Genomic DNA, 15,592 nt, shown 5'->3' on the forward strand with positions numbered 1-15,592 from the left:
GTGAGCCGGAGTATCTGCCGTCTATCCTGCGCAGGAGTGAGGGTCTGAGAGCGGCGGGACATACTGTCCCGCCGCTCAGCCTGTCGAAAAAGTGCCCATATGTCAAATCGTATGCAAGAGCCTCGCAGAGTTCCGTCGTCCGCAGACGACGGAATCAAGTCAAATCTGTTTTTTCCGGGGACATGTGCCTCGGAAAAAACACTTCTCAGGCCGCAAGTGTGGAATTTGGCCGCTCCGGACAAATTATGCGCGCAGCGGCCTGCATCTCTTCGAAAAAATGCTTGCATTTTTGAGAGAGCCTGTCGACTTTGTCGACAGGCTCAGCGGCGGGACATACTGTCCCGCCGCTCTGACTGTCAAAAGGACCCCAGCAGCTTTTTTGACTGCCTGTATTCCTTTGCATTTCCACATCGGTTGGGGCAGAAATGTCCTTGCTTCGCTTACCACCGCTCTTTGGGGCGCAACCAGAGTCTATACCGAGGAAGGCTTCCCTATGTTTGGCGTCCGCTGCATCGTCATCAACGACAGAGAAGATCCAACAGGTGAAGACGGTGTCCCATTACCAACGCTGTCCCCACCGCCGAGGGGGCGGTGCAGCTGGCCATGGAGGAGCTGCCCATCACCCTCCACGGGGCCCGGGTGCTGGTGGTGGGCTTCGGCCGGGTGGGAAAGCTCACCGCCCACCGCTTCCGCGCCCTGGGGGCACGGGTGAGCGTGGCCGCCCGGAAGTGGGCCGACCTGGCCTGGGCCGAGGCCTACGGCTACGCCCCCGAGCACCTGGAGGGGCTGGACGAGAGCCTGTGCGCCTATGACCTGGTGGTGAACACCGCCCCCGCCCGGGTGCTGGACGCCCGCCGCCTGGAGCAGCTGGAGCCCGACTGCCTGGTCATCGACCTGGCCTCCCGCCCCGGCGGGGTGGATCTGGAGGCGGCGGCCCGGCTGGGGGTGCGGGTCATCTGGGCCCTCTCCCTGCCCGGCAAGGTGGCCCCCGTCACGGCGGGGAAGATCCTCCGGGACACCATCTGTCACATTCTCTGTGAGTTAGGAGTCTGAGCATGGAACACATTCGGGTGGGATTCGCCTTCTGCGGGTCCTTTTGTACATACGACCAGGTGATGCCGGCCCTGGAGCGGGCCAAGGCCCGGTACGGGGACGTGACCCCCATCATCTCCGAAAAGAGCGCCGAGACCGACAGCCGCTTCGGCCCCGCCCACGAGTTCATCCGGGAGATGGAGCGCATCTGCGACCGGCGGGTCATCGACACCATCCTCAAGGCCGAGCCCATCGGCCCCAAAAAGCTGCTGGATGTGCTCATCATCGCCCCCTGCACCGGCAGCACCCTCTCCCGGCTGGCCAACGGCATGAGCGACACGTCGGTGACCATGGCGGCCAAGGCCATGTGGCGCAACGGCCGGCCGGTGGTGGTGGCCGTCTCCACCAACGACGGCCTGGCCGGCTCGGCCAAGAACATCGCCGCCCTGCTGGACAAAAAGCACGTCTTCTTCGTCCCCTACCGCCAGGACGACCCCGTGGGCAAGCCCACCTCCCTGGTGGCCGACTTCACCAGGATCAACGACACGGTGGACGCCGCCCTCCAGGGCCGGCAGCTCCAGCCCCTGCTGCTGGGTCCGGCGTGAGGGCGCCCCCGGTCCCCTTCCCTTGACAGGCCGCCGGAAGTCCGGTTAAAATAATAAGAAAAAACAGCCAGCGCGGGACTGGGACACAGGTGGGAAGAACGGATGGGGAAGAAGACAGCACATTGGAAGAGTCCTCTGGCGGCGACGCTGTTGCTGGTGGGCCTGCTCGCGGCCGCCAGCTTTTTCGTGACCAGCCGGATCAACCAGATGGAGGAGCAGTCCAGCTTTGTCCGGCTGGCCGAGGAGGCCGGCAAGCTGGCCCGGGGCATGGAGCAGACGGTGCGGTCAGACTGGGAAAAGCTCACCCTGATCGCGGAGATCATGGCCGACCGGCCCGGGGAGATGGAGGAATTTCTGGGTCTCTATCAGGACACCGGCAGCTTCTTCACCCGGCTGGAGCTGCTGCTGCCGGGAGATGTGGTGGTCACCAGCGACGGGGAGCGGAAAAGCGCCGCCGGCATCCTCTCCTTTGCGGCGCTCTCCGCCCAGGGGCCCCACGTCTCGGACCGGGAGGAGGGGCTCCACGGGGAGGGCCTGGTGGTGCGGCACTATGTGCCCGTGACGGTGGACGGGGAGACGGCGGCGGTGCTGTGCGGGGTCGTCGAGCTGGGGAACATGGTGGAGGACCTGCCCTACACCCCCTACAGCGGCGAGACCGCTGTGTACATCATCGACGGGGCCACCGGGGATTTCCTCGTGGACACCTGGCACGCCGGCCAGCCCCTGGGCAACATCTGGGAGATGGGCGGCCGCCCCATGGCGGAGGGCTATGACGACGCCCAGCTCCGCCAGGGCCTGGTGGACGGGGAGAGCAACTTCGTGGTGTTCGTCTCCAACACCACCGGAGAATACCTCTACTTCTACTATGCCCCCCTGTCCATCAACCAGTGGCGGGTGGCCATGTCGGTGCCGGAGGACCTGGTCTTCTCCGGGGCGCGGCGCATCCGGAGCCTGCTGGCGGCCCTGCTGGGGGTGGAGAGCGTGGTCTTTGTCCTCTACATCGGCTGGATGATCCTCTACGTCCGGCGGGAGACGGGGGAGAAGCAGCGGCAGCTGGACGCCATCAACTACATCTACGATGTGGAGAAGCTCCTCTTCAACGCCCACGAGCACCGGGAGAACATCTCCCGGTCCCTGGAGGTGGTGGCCCGGATGCTGCCCGCCCGGCGGGTGGCCTTCACCATGCTGGAGAAGGGGGGCGAGGGGGTCAGCTACCTCTGGGAGGCGGGGGGCCGGACCGAGCTGGGCAGCGCCCTGCTGGAGGGCGCCCCCGCCCTGGCCGACCGCTTCACCGGCGGCCGGGAGGAGGTCACCGCCCGGGGGGCGGCGGAGGTGCGGGCGCTCCTGCCCGGCGCCCCCGCCGGCATGGAGGACCTGGCTGCCGTCCCGGTGGAGGACAGCAAGGGGGTGCTCCGGGGGGTCCTGTCGGCCAGCGGCCTGTCCGGCCGGACGGACTGCGCCGCCATGCTCCGAAGCGTGGGCATCAGCTACGCCATGCTCTCCGGCAATACCAGGACCTACCAGGAGATGCGCCGCCAGGGGACGGAGGACGTCCTCACCGGGCTATATAACCGCAACCGGTACGCCCAGGACCTGGGCCGCATCGCCTCCGCCTGCCGCACGGGGCTCAGCTGCCTCTTCATCGACGCCAACGGCCTCCACGAGCTCAACAACACCCAGGGCCACGAGGCCGGGGACCGGATGCTCCAGGCCGTGGCCCGGCAGATCCGGGCCCACTTCGGCGGGGATATGGCCTACCGGGTGGGGGGCGACGAGTTCATCGTCTTCGCCGTGGATGAGGAGCGGGAGGAGGTCCTCCGCCGGGGAGAGGCCCTGTCCGCCGCCCTGGAGGGTGAGGGCTGCTATGTCTCGGTGGGGGTGGACTGGGTCCCCGCCCCGGTAGAGGACCTGGAGCAGGTGGTCAAACAGGCCGAAAAGCGGATGTACGACCGCAAGCGGGCCTACTACGAGGACGCCTGGCACGACCGCCGGGCCCGGTGACCGCCCAAACCGCACAGAATCAAACGCCGTCCCCCTCCGGGCAAGGCCCGGAGGGGGACGGCGTTTGCGTTAGGAAGGGGGCACGGCGCCTCCCCCTCACAGCCGGCCCGACCGGTGGGCGATCAGCTGGGCGGCGATGGAGATGGCGATCTCCGCCGGGGTCTCCCCGCCGATGGGCAGGCCGATGGGGGAGTGGACCCGGTCCAGCTCCGCCGGCGGAAAGCCCAGCTCCGCCAGCCTTTCCCGGGCGGCGGCCGCCTTGCGGCGGCTGCCGATGCACCCGATGTAGGGGGCGGGGGTGGTGAGGACCTGGGCGAGCAGCTCAAAATCGCTCTGGTGGCCGGGGGTCATGATGACCACATAGTCCCGGTCGGTGACGGTGATGTGGTCGAAAATCCGGCGGTAGTCCCCCAGGATGACCCGGCTGGCCTGGGGGAAGCGCTGGGGCAGGGCGGCCTGGGGCCGGTCGTCGAAGAGGACCACCCGGAACCCCACATGGGCCAGCAGGGGGCACAGCTCCCGGCCCACGTGGCCGCCCCCGAAGAGGTAGACCACCCCCGCCCGGACCAGGGGCTCCACGTAGAAGGAGGGGGCCTCCTTCCGGAGAACGCCGCGGCTTAGAAGCATGGGGCGCAGGTCCTCCATGCTGAGGGCGTCGGCGAAGCGGAGCCCGTGGGAGGCGTCGTAGAGGCCCAGGGACCAGGATAAGCCCTCCTGGACAGGGGTGATGAGCCACACGTCCTCGTCACAGCGGGTCAGGGCCTCCACAATGGCGTCCAGCACGGGGAGAGCGGCGGCGTCCAGGACCTGGAAGGCCACCGTTACATTACCCCCGCAGATCATGCCGATGTCCTGGACCTCGTTGGGGGAGAGGCGGAAGGCGTGGACCAGGGAGGCGCCGCCGGAACGGAGGAGCTCCTGGGCGTACTCCTGGCTCTTGCGCTCCACGGCGCCGCCGCCGATGGTGCCCCGGCAGGCGCCGTCGGCAAAGACCGCCATTTTGGCCCCCGCCCCCCGGGGGGCGGAGCCGGAGCTGGCCACGATGGTACACAGGACGGCCCCCTCCCCCCGGTCCAATGCGGCGCGGAGGGCCTCAAAAAGTTCTTTCATGTCACACACCTCCCTGGGCGCTCTGCCTGCCGATGGAGTTGGCCACCAGGGCGTCGTACTGCGCCCGGGTCAGCGCGCAGTGGTAGAAGAGATCGTAGTACCGGGCCACCTCCTCATAGAGGTCGTAGCCGGCCTCCTCGGGGTAGAGGAGCTTGGCCATCCACAGCATCCCCAGGTACCGCTGGACCGAGGGGGGAAAGCCCATCCAGTTGTAGGGGCCCATGGGAGTCTCATAATAATGGCCGGCGGCGATGGCGGTGAGCTGCCCCCAGGCGGGGTCCTCCCCCACGGCGTCATAGGCGCTGTCGGGGGCGAAAATGATGTAGTCGGGGTCCCAGAGCAGGATCTGCTCCAGCCCCACCTCATTGCCGGTGCCCTTGGAGGAGGGGGACTCCACCACCGCCAGGTTGTTGGACAGAAGGTCGATGATCTCGGAGTGGTAGGAGTTTTGGGCGATGACGTTCTGGCCGTCGGGGCCGGTGATGTAGAGGAGGTCCACCTTGTCCACCCGGCCGGCGATGTCCACGGCCCGGGCGTAGACCTCCTCACAGTAGGAGGCCAGGGCCTCGGCCTCGGCCTCCATGCCCACCAGATCCCCCAGCAGGCGGTAGGCTTCCCCGGTGGTCTGGGTGGTGGCGGTGATGTGGACAAAGGGCACGCCGGTCTGCTCCTGAAGGGCGTCCAGGTCCTCCACGATGGTGTCCTTGGGCTCGCCCACGTCGATGACCACCTGAGCGCCGGAGGAGAGCAGGGTCTCCAGATTCAGCTCACCCTTGCCGCCGTAGAGCTGGCCCAGCAGGGGGAGGTTGTAGTACTCGGTGTCCAGATAAGCCTCGGCACTGGCGTCCCACTCGTTGGCGATGCCCACCAGCTTGTCGGGGCATAGGGCGAAGAGGACGATCTGGGCCAGGGGGCCGGAGACGGCCACCTTGTCGATCTGGGCGGGGAGCTCCACCTCGCGGCCCACAGAGTCGGTGAAGATACGGGCCTCGGCGGTGGCGTCGGCCCCGGCACTCTGCGTCTCCACCGGGGCGGAACCGGTGGGGGACGGGGTGGCGGCGGTGCCGCCGCCGCAGGCGCACAGGGAGAGGCTCAGGGAGAGGGCGAGGAGCAGAGAGAGCGGCTTTTTCATGGTTCCAAACTCCTTTCAGTTTCCGGGGGAATATCCTTGGCGTCGAAGATCAGGACCGATACCGTTCGGTCCACCGGCAGGCGGTAGGGGTACTGGGGGGCGTCCTGGGGCTCCAGCCGGGCGCGGACAAAGTCCTCGGTGATGTCGCCGGGGTCGGTGTCCTTGCTGTAGAGCCGGAAGAATCGGAGACCGTCCTCCACGCTCTTCAGCGGCTGGTCCAGGCGCAAGGCCAGCTCCCGGCGGGTGAAGGGGATGCTCAGCTCAGTGAGGCGGCGCTCCAGCTCGGCGCCGCCGTGGCGGCGGTCGGGGATCTTTTCCCGGGAGAAGCGGTGGTGGGTCCACACCGGCTTCACCACCACTACCTTACCCCGGCACTGCTGGCGGGCGCAGCGGAGGATCTCCTCTGGGGAGCCGAAGAAACAGAAGAGCATGGCGTCGTAGGGCTCCGCCGGAGGCTGGGTGAAGAGGTCCCCCTCCCGGATTTCCAGGTTGGGGAAGGTGTTTTTCCGCCGGAGCACGGCCAGGGCCTCGGCGGAGCGGTCGGCGGCCACTACCTTTCGGAAGCGGGGAGCCAGGGCCAGGCTGGCAAAGCCTAAACCGCAGCCGGCGTCGCAGATGACAGCGTCAGCCGGAGCTGCTTCAGCCATTGTTCTAGCGATCTGCTCGTAGAAGTCGGAGCGCTCCGCCGCCGTCTCCATATAGGCCACCATCTCCTCTGTCCAGTGGTACATGTGCCGGCGGACAGGGGAGAGGAGGGTGCCGTGCTCGGTGCGGGTGAAGCGGACGGGGACCTGGTAGAGGGTGTGGAGGAGGGACTCGTTCAGGACCTCCTCCGGCGCTCCGTCGGCCAGGATGCGGCCCTGGTGGAGGGCCACCACCCGGTCGGCGTAGAGAAGAGCCAGCTGGGGGTCGTGGCAGGAGAGGAGGATGGTATAGCTCCGTCGGGCCAGCTCCGCGGTCTTGTCCAGCACCCGGACCCGGTTGCCGAAGTCCAGGCTGGAGGTGGGCTCGTCCATGAGGAGGATTTTGGCCTGCTGGGCCAGGGCACGGGCAATGAGCACCAGCTGCTGTTCGCCGCCGGAGAGGTGTTGAAAATCCCGGTCAGCCAGGGAGAGAATGCCCACCTGCTCGAGAGCCTCCAGGGCGATGGCCTCCTCCTTGGGGCCGGGGTTTGCGAAGGGGGAGAGCTGGTGGTGGGTGCCCATGAGCACCATGTCCAGCACCGGATAGGAGAAGGTGGGGTGGTGATTCTGGGGGATGTAGGCGATCTCCCGGGCCAGGGCCCGGGCGGAGAGGTGCCGGGTGTCCCCGCTTTTAAGGGCAATGGTCCCCTCATAGCCGGGCAGCAGCCCCAGTACGCACCGGAACAGGGTGGACTTGCCCGCTCCGTTGGCCCCCAGGAGAAAGACCAGCTCCCCCACCCCCAGGTGAAGGGACACACCCTGGAGGACGGAGCGGTCTCCGTAGGAGAAGTGCAGATCACGGATGTCCAGCATCAGCGGAACCCTCCCTTTCGCATCATGAGATAGAGGAAGAAAGGGGCGCCGATGAAGGCGGTGAGTATGCCGATGGGAATCTCGGTGGCCAGCAGGTTCCGGGATACATTGTCCACCGCCAGGAGAAAGACGGCGCCGAAGAGCATGGAGGCGGGCATGAGGGCCCGGTAGTCATTGCCCACCAGCCGGCGGCCCAGGTGGGGAACTACAAGCCCCACCCAGCCGATCATGCCGGAGACCGAGATGGAGGCAGCGGTGACCAGGGTGGCACACAGGGCCAGAATGAGGCGCAGCCGGTTGGTGTGGATGCCCATGGTCCTGGCCTCCTCGTCCCCCAGGGTGAGCAGGTTGATCCGCCAGCGCAGCAGGAAGAGGGGAACCAGCCCCAGGGCCATGGGGAAGATCACGTAGGCCACGTCGGCGGTCTTGGTGGCGGAGAGGGAGCCCATGAGCCAGTAGGTGATCTCTGGCAGCTGGTTTGTGGGGTCGGCCACCAATTTAATGTAGGAGGTGGCGGAGGTGAAGAGGGAGCTCACCATGATGCCGGCCAGGACCAGATTGAGCACCCGTTTGCCAGGGGCACGGGCGGCCAGCAGATAGACCAGGGCCACGGTGAGGATGGAGAAAAAGAAGGCGGAGGCGGTAACGGCCTGGCTGCGTCCCCCCAGAAGGATGGCCAGAGCGGCGCCGAAGGCGGCGCCGGAGGAGGCGCCCAAGATATCGGGGGAGGCCATGGGGTTCTGAAAGATGCCCTGGTAGGTGCTCCCCGCCGCCGCCAGGCAGCAGCCCACCAGGCAGGCCATAATGATTCGGGGCAGCCGGATCTGCATAACCACCGTCTCCATCTGTCCCGTCCAGGTCACCTCCAAGGGGAAGAGGGGGCCGACGTCCACGCCGGGGAGCCGGTCCAGCAGACCGCCCAGGGCGGCGCCCAGGCGGTAGAGGAGGACCCGCACCACCTGGTTCAGAGGGACGCCGTACCGGCCGATGCAGAAGGAGAAGAGAAAGACCGCCAGGAGCAGAGCGCCCAAGGCGGCCAGCTTCCCGGCGGCGTTCTGCCGGGAGGGGCTGAGGGTTTTGCTGTGTTGTTCCATTGGCAGGCACCACGCAAACAAAAATTCTGGTTTGAGATGAGTGTAGCAAATTTGCGGGAGGCTGACAAGTACACAGTTCGATAATAAAAAACATTTGTTCGGCATTATCGAATTTATGATACTCGTAAAAGATAAAAAGGTTTTGAAAGAAAACGGCAGAGAAAAGTGGGAAATAATCCGTATTAGAACACATCCAAATCAAAATTGTAATACTGTGGAGAGAAGGAGAGAGGAAGGATGGAAGAATATAGAAAAATACAGCGCGGTGTATGGTAATTATCCACAAAAAACAACCCTTAAAATTGGAGGCAACCTGGGAAAAACGGCTTGCATTTTTGGAGGCCGGGTAGTATGATGTGTTTGCGATAAATAAATTTAAGCAATAAAAACTTTTTGTGAGGCGGAGAACCATGATGAAGCAACAGACAGGGACCGGCAGTGTATTCAACTTTGAAGGTGTCCCTTCCGCTGGCCAAATGATTCCCCTTGGGTTCCAGCACGTGGTGGCCGCTGTGGTCGGTATCATTACGCCGGCCATCCTGATCTCAGATACCTGCGGGCTTTCCGCGGCCGAACGGACGCTGATGATCCAGGTGTCGCTGATCCTGACGGCGGTGGCGACGCTTCTCCAGCTTTTCCCCATCTTTGGACGCATCGGCTCTCGACTGCCGGTGATCATGGGCATCAGCTTCGCCTACATCCCCACCCTCCAGGCCATCGGCGGACAGTTCGATTTGGCCACCATTTTGGGCGCTGAGATCGTGGGCGGCTGTGTAGCCATTCTCTTTGGCGTCTTTGTCAAATGGATTCGCCCTCTCTTCCCGCCCCTGGTCACCGGCACGGTGATCTTCACCATCGGCCTTTCCCTCTATCCCACCGCCGTGCGGTACATGGCCGGCGGCAACGCCACCAGCGAGTGGTTTGGCAACCCCCGCAGCTGGGCGGTGGCCCTCATCACCCTGGCGGTGGTGGTTTTCCTCAACAACTTCACCAAGGGTATCCTGAAGCTGGCCTCCATACTCATTGGCATGGTGGTGGGGTATATCATCGCCTACTTCCTTGGCATCGTGGACCTCTCTGGGGTGAGCGGCGCGGCCTGGTTCGCCCTGCCCCAGTTCATGCCCTTTGAGATCAAGTTTGTCCCCTCTGCCTGCGTCTCTCTGGCCATCGTATACGTGGTTAACGCGGTGCAGACCATCGGCGACCTGAGTTCCACAACCATGGGTGGCATGGACCGCCTGCCCACAAACAAGGAGCTCGCCGGCGGCATCATTGGTCAGGGCGTCATGAGCATCGTGGGCGCCTTCTTCGGCGGCCTGCCCACCGCCTCTTACAGCCAGAACGTGGGCATCGTCACCGTCAACCGGGTCATCAACCGGGCCGTCTTTGCGCTGGCTGCTGGTATCCTTCTGGTGGCCGGTCTGGTACCCAAGTTTGCCTCCATCCTCACCACCATTCCCCAGTGTGTCATCGGCGGCGCCACCATCTCGGTCTTTGCCACCATTACCATGACTGGCATCCGCATGATCACCGAGGGTGGCTTCACCCCCCGGAAGAGTTCCGTGGTGGGCCTCTCCGTGGCCCTGGGCGTGGGCATCACCCAGGTGCCCGGTTGCCTGGCCGGCAGTCACTTCCCCAGCTGGGTGTCCACCGTGTTCGGCTCCTCTTCTGTGGTGGTGGCCACCATCATGGCCATCCTCCTCAATCTGATCCTCCCCAAGGAACCCGAAAACAGCAAGTAAACGACAAAGGAACCCGGCGGCCATGGCCGCCGGGTTCCTTCTGAGACTTTACTTTTCCGAGGCCGACTTAGCCTCGTCGATGTAGCTATACAAGGTGTATTTGGAGATACCGAAGTACTTGCATACCTTGTAGCCCGACTTGGTGATGAGGAAGGCGCCGGTGTCGTTGAGGAACTGGATGGCCTTCACCTTGTCCTCCTTGTTCATGAGGGCCACCGGCTTGCCCACCAGCTTGACGCTCTGCTCGATGAGCTCGTCCAGCAGGTCGGCCACGTTCCGGGAGATGTGCTCCGGCTCCTCCTGGGGGAGGTCGGTGGCGGTGAAGCTCTTCAGCACATCCTCCATGGCCAGCATGAGGGTGATGTCGTAGTTGATGGCGAAGATGCCGATGGCCTTGCCGTCGTCGTCCCGGAGGTAGATGGTGCTGGATTTGAGGATCTTGCCGTCCTCCGACTTGGTGAGGTAGCTCAGCCGGTCCTCCGGCACCGCGCCGCCGTCCCGCAGGGCCTCCAGCACCACGTGGGAAGGGCCGTCCCCCACCCTCCGGCCGGAGACATGGCCGTTTTCGATGGCCACGATGGAGGTCTCCGGGTCGTTGGAGGCCAGGTCGTGGACCACCACCTCACAGTTGGGGCCGAACTGTCGGGCGATGCCCTTGGCCAGCTGGAGGCAGAATTCCAGATTGGACGCTTGCATAGCGAACCACCTTTCCCTCAAAAATCAGTTCTATCCTTATTATATCCGTTTGACAGAAGGATTTCAACAAAAAGTCAGGCGGCCAAAATATTTTTGATTTATCTCTTGCGCTGTGGGTCAAAATATGATAAAGTGAATACGGCAGAAGGGCAAGCCTTGTGCACAACTGACAATTCAAGCTGTAACGAAGTGCTGCGCGCACGGGCTGGTGTTCATTCTGAAAAGAATGGGCACCTTTTGTTTTAAATGGAAAATGTTGACCGGGACAAAGAACCGGAAATCGGATAGGAGGAGAGGCACATGCTTCTGATCGGAAACGGAAGGCTCATCACCAGAGATCCCGCCCTGCCCTACCTGGCGGACGGCGCCGTGGCGGTGGAGGGAGAGATCGTCAAGGAAGTGGGGACCCTGGCCGACCTGAAGGCCAAGTACCCCAACGCCCAGTTTGTGGACGCCAAGGGCGGCGTCATCATGCCCGGCCTCATCAACGCCCACACCCACATCTACTCCGGCCTGGCCCGTGGCCTGGCCATTGAGGGCAACAACCCCACCAACTTCCTGGAGGTGCTAGAGGGGACCTGGTGGAACATCGACCGCCACCTGACCCTGGACGGCACCCGTGCCAGCGCCTACGCCACGGTTCTGGACTGCATCCGGGACGGCGTCACCACCATCTTCGACCACCACGCCTCCTTCTGCGAGATCCCCGGCTCCCTCTTCGCCATCAAGGACGTGTGCCAGGAGCTGGGTATGCGTGCCTGCCTGTGCTATGAGGTGAGCGAGCGGGACGGGGAGGAAAAGACCCTCCAGTCCATTCAGGAGAACGCCGACTTCGCCAAGTGGGCCAAGGACGCCAACGACGACATGATTAAGGCCATGTTCGGCGGCCACGCCCTCTTCACCATCTCCGACAAGACCTTTGAGAAGATGGTGGAGGCCAACAACGGCATGACCGGCTTCCACATCCATGTGGCCGAGGGCATGAACGACGTCTACGACTCCCTGCGCAACTACGGCTGTCGGCCGGTGAACCGCCTCCTCTACAACGGCATCCTGGGCGACAGGACCCTGCTGGGCCACTGCATCCACATCTCTCCCGCCGAGATGGACATCATCCGTGAGACGGGCACCATGGTGGTCAACAACCCCGAGTCCAACATGGGCAACGCCGTGGGCTGCTCTCCCGTGCTCCAGATGTTCCAGAAGGGCATCACCGTGGGCATGGGCACCGACGCCTACACCCACGACATGCTGGAGAGCCTGAAGGTCTTCCTCATCATCCAGCGCCACAACGCCTGCCTGCCCAATGTGGGCTGGTGCGAGGCCATGGATATGCTCTTCAAGAACAACGCCGCCATTGCCGCCAAGTACTTTGAAAAGCCTCTGGGCGTCCTGAAGCCCGGCGCCGCCGCCGACGTCATTGTCATGGACTACAAGCCCTTCACCCCCTTCTCTGACGAGAACATCGACGGCCATATGCTCTTCGGCATGATGGGCAAGAACTGCCGCACCACCATCATCAACGGCAAGGTCCTCTACCAGGACCGCCAGTTCGTGGGCATTGATGAAGAAAAGATCAATGCCTGGACCATGGAGCAGAGCAAGAAGCTGTGGGGCGAGCTGAACCACCGGACCTACTGAAAAGCCCTGAAATAATTGTTGGAGGTCATTCCTTATGAGTGATATCATGCGCCCCATCCCCTTTGCCCAGCTGATGGACTGGGTCCTCACCGAGTACCAGGAGTACGGCAGCATTTTCGGCGTGAGCAAGCTGGTCCGCCACGAGAACGGCCAGGCCCTGCCCATCTTCGCCGAGAAGATCGAATCCCCCTATGGCCCCGCCGCCGGCCCCAACACCCAGCTGGCCCAGAACATCATCGCCTCCTACGCCGCCGGCGCCCGGTTCTTCGAGCTCAAGACGGTGCAGATCATGGACGGCGAGGAGCTCTCCAAGTGTGTGGCCAAGCCCTGCATCACTGCCGGGGACGAGTGCTATAACTGCGAGTGGTCCACCGAGCTCACCGTGCCACAGGCCTACGACGAGTACGTGAAGGGATGGTTCGCCTGCAAGCTCCTCTCCAAGGAGTTGGGCCTGGGCGACCCTGACGGCTTCGTGTTCAACATGTCGGTGGGTTACGACCTGGCCGGCATCAAGAGCGAGAAGATCGACAAATACATCGAGGGCATGAAGGACGCCTCCGGTTCCGCAGTGTGGAGCGAGTGCATGGACTGGGCCCTGGCCAACCTGGGCAAATTTAAGAAGGTGGACGAGGCCTACGTGAAGGCGGTCAGCCCCAAGGTCTCCGCCTCCATCACCGAGTCCACCCTCCACGGCTGTCCTCCCGACGAGATCGAGCGTATCGCCACCTATCTCATCACCGAGAAGGGGCTCAACACCTACGTTAAGTGCAACCCCACCCTCCTGGGCTACGAGTTTGCCCGGCAGCGGCTGGATTCCCTGGGCTTTGACTACATTGTCTTCGACGACCACCACTTCCTGGAGGACCTCCAGTGGGCCGATGCCGTGCCCATGTTCCGCCGCCTGATGGCCCTGTGCGCCCAGCGGGGTCTGGAGTTCGGCGTGAAGCTCACCAACACCTTCCCTGTGGACGTGGCCGCCGGGGAGCTGCCCAGCCAGGAGATGTATATGTCCGGCCGGTCCCTCTTCCCCCTGACCATCTCCCTGGCCCGGAAGGTGGCCGAGGAGTTTGACGGCAAGCTGCGCATCTCCTACTCCGGCGGCGCCGACCTCCACAACATCAAGGATCTCTTCCACGCCGGTATCTGGCCCATTACCATGGCCACCACCATTCTCAAGCCCGGCGGCTACCAGCGCATGAGCCAGATGGGCGAGCTGCTCATGGACTGCGGCAGCGCCCCCTTCGCCGGGGTGGATGTCTCCGCCGTGGCCGCCCTGGCCGACGGTGTGGAGAAGACCGAGCTCTACCGCAAGCCCATCAAGCCCCTGCCCCAGCGGAAGATGAACAAGAAGGTACCCCTCATCGACTGCTTCACCGCCCCCTGCCGCAACGGTTGCCCCATCGAGCAGGACATCCCCGCCTATCTGATGGCCACCAGCCAGGGCAAGTATCAGGAGGCCCTGGAGATCATCACCCGCCGCAACGCCCTGCCCTTCATCACCGGCACCATCTGCCCCCACCACTGCGCCGACAAGTGCATGCGCAACTATTATGAGGAGTCCGTTCGTATCCGGAACGTGAAGCTCCAGGCCGCTCAGGGCGGCTACGACGCCCTGCTGCCCACCCTGAAGGCCGAGGCCCCTGTGGCGGGCAAGAAGGTGGCCGTGGTGGGCGGTGGCCCCGCCGGTCTCTCCGCCGCCTTCTTCCTCTCCCGTGCCGGGGTGGACGTCACCGTCTTTGAGCGCAAGGACGGCCTGGGCGGCATTGTCCGCCATGTCATCCCCGAGTTCCGCATCGGCAAGGAGGCCATCGACAAGGACGTGGCCCTCTGCAAGGCATACGGCGCTAAGTTCGAGCTGGGCGTGGACGTGAAGTCCGCCGAGGAGCTCAAGGCTAAGGGCTTCACCCACATCATCTTCGCCACCGGCGCCTGGAAGCCCGGTGCCGCCGGCCTGGACTACGGCGAGGAGATCAACGTCATCTCCTTCCTGGAGCAGGCCAAGAAGGCGCCCGAGAGCCTGAAGCTGGGCACCGACGTGGTGGTCATCGGCGGCGGCAACACCGCCATGGACGCCGCCCGGGCCGCCAAGCGCATCCCCGGTGTAGAGCACGTCCGGCTGGTCTACCGCCGCACCAAGCGGTACATGCCCGCCGATGAGGAGGAGCTGGCCCTAGCCATCGCTGACGGCGTGGAGTTTATGGAGCTGCTGGCCCCCGTGGGTGTGAAGGACGGTGTCCTCACCTGTTCTGTCATGGAGCTGGGTGCCCCCGATGCCTCCGGCCGCCGGTCCCCCGTGGCCACCGGTAAGACCACCGAGATCCCCGCCACCGCCGTCATCACCGCCGTGGGCGAGCACGTGGAGGAGGCTCCCTTCGTCCAGAGCGGTGTGGCCCTGGACAAGAAGGGCAGCCCCGTAGTGGACGAGGCCATGGCCACCGGTGTGGAGGGTGTCTACGCCGTGGGTGACGCCCGGAGAGGCCCTGCCACCGTGGTGGAGGCCATCGCCGACGCCGCCAAGGCCGCCCAGGTCATCGTGGACCTGGAGCTAGACAAGTATACCAAGCGGAATATCAATGCAGACTATAACAAACCGTTGAGCAAAAAGGGCGACCTTTGCGCCGACTGTGACACCTGCGCCGACACCCGCTGCCTGGGCTGCCCTACGGTGTGCGAGGTGTGCGCCGACGTCTGCCCCAACCGGGCCAACGTGACCATCGCGGTGCCCGGAAAGCGACAGCGGCAGATCGTCCACGTGGACGGCATGTGCAACGAGTGCGGCAACTGCGGCACCTTCTGCCCCTACGACAGCCGGCCCTACAAAGACAAACTTACCCTCTTCTGGAGCAAAGAGGATTTTGACAACAGCGAGAACGAGGGCTTCCTGCCCCTGGAGGGCAGCAGGAGCCTGGTCCGTCTGGACGGCCAGACGGCAGAGTACGACACCGCCGATGCGGGCTGCGGCCTGCCCGAGGACATCCGGGTCCTCATCCAGACGGTGCGGAGCGACTACAGCTATCTGGTGAAATAAGAAAAGAGGAATGGG

At 64.2% G+C, this 15,592-nt stretch carries 12 protein-coding genes; 7 read left to right on the forward strand and 5 right to left on the reverse strand.

The annotated features are described in order from the left end of the window. Positions 1-591 precede the first annotated feature (591 nt). From Q0K15_RS03795 to Q0K15_RS03805, 3 genes are all read left to right on the forward strand, one after another. Entirely contained in the window at positions 592-1,053 is a 462-nt protein-coding gene (locus Q0K15_RS03795; protein WP_294512401.1) for an NAD(P)-dependent oxidoreductase, read from the forward strand. A 2-nt stretch (positions 1,054-1,055) separates the two neighbouring features. Next, positions 1,056-1,637 carry a dipicolinate synthase subunit B gene (locus tag Q0K15_RS03800; protein WP_294512405.1) on the forward strand — a complete coding sequence of 194 codons (582 nt, stop codon included), beginning with the start codon at positions 1,056-1,058 and terminating at the stop codon, positions 1,635-1,637. 102 nt (positions 1,638-1,739) lie between these two features. Beyond that, positions 1,740-3,638: a GGDEF domain-containing protein gene (locus tag Q0K15_RS03805; RefSeq protein WP_294512408.1), complete on the forward strand. Its 1,899-nt coding sequence runs from the start codon at positions 1,740-1,742 to the stop codon at positions 3,636-3,638. 96 nt (positions 3,639-3,734) lie between these two features. Here Q0K15_RS03805 and Q0K15_RS03810 read toward each other — a convergent pair whose 3' ends face one another. Genes Q0K15_RS03810 through Q0K15_RS03825 form a run of 4 tightly spaced genes read right to left on the reverse strand, consistent with a single transcriptional unit; the run spans position 3,735 to position 8,470 of the window. Continuing rightward, complete coding sequence (locus Q0K15_RS03810) at positions 3,735-4,748, reverse strand: XdhC/CoxI family protein (RefSeq protein ID WP_294512411.1); 1,014 nt, start codon at positions 4,746-4,748, stop codon at positions 3,735-3,737. Between the two features lies 1 nt (position 4,749). Then, positions 4,750-5,880, reverse strand: coding sequence for an ABC transporter substrate-binding protein (locus Q0K15_RS03815; protein ID WP_294512414.1), 1,131 nt, complete (start codon positions 5,878-5,880; stop codon positions 4,750-4,752). Then, positions 5,877-7,376: an ATP-binding cassette domain-containing protein gene (locus tag Q0K15_RS03820; protein ID WP_294512417.1), complete on the reverse strand. Its 1,500-nt coding sequence runs from the start codon at positions 7,374-7,376 to the stop codon at positions 5,877-5,879. Before Q0K15_RS03820 ends, Q0K15_RS03815 begins: the two co-directional genes overlap by 4 nt. Continuing rightward, on the reverse strand, positions 7,376-8,470 hold the full coding sequence (locus tag Q0K15_RS03825) for an iron ABC transporter permease (RefSeq protein ID WP_294512420.1): 1,095 nt from the start codon (positions 8,468-8,470) through the stop codon (positions 7,376-7,378). Before Q0K15_RS03825 ends, Q0K15_RS03820 begins: the two co-directional genes overlap by 1 nt. A 115-nt stretch (positions 8,471-8,585) precedes the next feature. Between Q0K15_RS03825 and Q0K15_RS03830 the strand changes: the two genes are divergently transcribed. Together Q0K15_RS03830 and Q0K15_RS03835 are read left to right on the forward strand one after the other, a co-directional pair. Next, positions 8,586-8,825 (forward strand): hypothetical protein, encoded by a 240-nt coding sequence (locus Q0K15_RS03830; RefSeq protein WP_294512424.1) that lies wholly within the window; start codon positions 8,586-8,588, stop codon positions 8,823-8,825. Positions 8,826-8,883: 58 nt separating this feature from the next. After that, on the forward strand, positions 8,884-10,212 hold the full coding sequence (locus tag Q0K15_RS03835; RefSeq protein WP_294512427.1) for a nucleobase:cation symporter-2 family protein: 1,329 nt from the start codon (positions 8,884-8,886) through the stop codon (positions 10,210-10,212). A 48-nt stretch (positions 10,213-10,260) separates the two neighbouring features. Here the strand turns inward: Q0K15_RS03835 and Q0K15_RS03840 are convergent, their stop codons facing one another. Next, positions 10,261-10,908: a helix-turn-helix transcriptional regulator gene (locus Q0K15_RS03840; protein ID WP_130850324.1), complete on the reverse strand. Its 648-nt coding sequence runs from the start codon at positions 10,906-10,908 to the stop codon at positions 10,261-10,263. A 300-nt stretch (positions 10,909-11,208) separates the two neighbouring features. Here Q0K15_RS03840 and ssnA point away from each other — a divergent pair, with 300 nt between their 5' ends. Beyond that, positions 11,209-12,549 carry a putative aminohydrolase SsnA gene (ssnA, locus tag Q0K15_RS03845; protein ID WP_294512432.1) on the forward strand — a complete coding sequence of 447 codons (1,341 nt, stop codon included), beginning with the start codon at positions 11,209-11,211 and terminating at the stop codon, positions 12,547-12,549. Between the two features lie 34 nt (positions 12,550-12,583). Further along, positions 12,584-15,577: a putative selenate reductase subunit YgfK gene (gene ygfK / locus Q0K15_RS03850; RefSeq protein ID WP_294512436.1), complete on the forward strand. Its 2,994-nt coding sequence runs from the start codon at positions 12,584-12,586 to the stop codon at positions 15,575-15,577. Positions 15,578-15,592 lie beyond the last annotated feature (15 nt).

The sequence above is a fragment of the uncultured Intestinimonas sp. genome (assembly GCF_944387245.1).
Classification (GTDB): domain Bacteria; phylum Bacillota; class Clostridia; order Oscillospirales; family Oscillospiraceae; genus Intestinimonas.

Bases quoted from the DNA above. Each gene is read 5' to 3' on its own strand.
- Q0K15_RS03800 (WP_294512405.1), top strand. From the start codon at position 1,056: ATGGAACACATTCGGGTGGGATTCGCCTTCTGCGGGTCCTTTTGTACA.
- Q0K15_RS03805 (WP_294512408.1), top strand. From the start codon at position 1,740: ATGGGGAAGAAGACAGCACATTGGAAGAGTCCTCTGGCGGCGACGCTG.
- Q0K15_RS03810 (WP_294512411.1), bottom strand. From the start codon at position 4,748: ATGAAAGAACTTTTTGAGGCCCTCCGCGCCGCATTGGACCGGGGGGAG.
- Q0K15_RS03815 (WP_294512414.1), bottom strand. From the start codon at position 5,880: ATGAAAAAGCCGCTCTCTCTGCTCCTCGCCCTCTCCCTGAGCCTCTCC.
- Q0K15_RS03820 (WP_294512417.1), bottom strand. From the start codon at position 7,376: ATGCTGGACATCCGTGATCTGCACTTCTCCTACGGAGACCGCTCCGTC.
- Q0K15_RS03825 (WP_294512420.1), bottom strand. From the start codon at position 8,470: ATGGAACAACACAGCAAAACCCTCAGCCCCTCCCGGCAGAACGCCGCC.
- Q0K15_RS03830 (WP_294512424.1), top strand. From the start codon at position 8,586: ATGATACTCGTAAAAGATAAAAAGGTTTTGAAAGAAAACGGCAGAGAA.
- Q0K15_RS03835 (WP_294512427.1), top strand. From the start codon at position 8,884: ATGAAGCAACAGACAGGGACCGGCAGTGTATTCAACTTTGAAGGTGTC.
- Q0K15_RS03840 (WP_130850324.1), bottom strand. From the start codon at position 10,908: ATGCAAGCGTCCAATCTGGAATTCTGCCTCCAGCTGGCCAAGGGCATC.
- ssnA (WP_294512432.1), top strand. From the start codon at position 11,209: ATGCTTCTGATCGGAAACGGAAGGCTCATCACCAGAGATCCCGCCCTG.
- ygfK (WP_294512436.1), top strand. From the start codon at position 12,584: ATGAGTGATATCATGCGCCCCATCCCCTTTGCCCAGCTGATGGACTGG.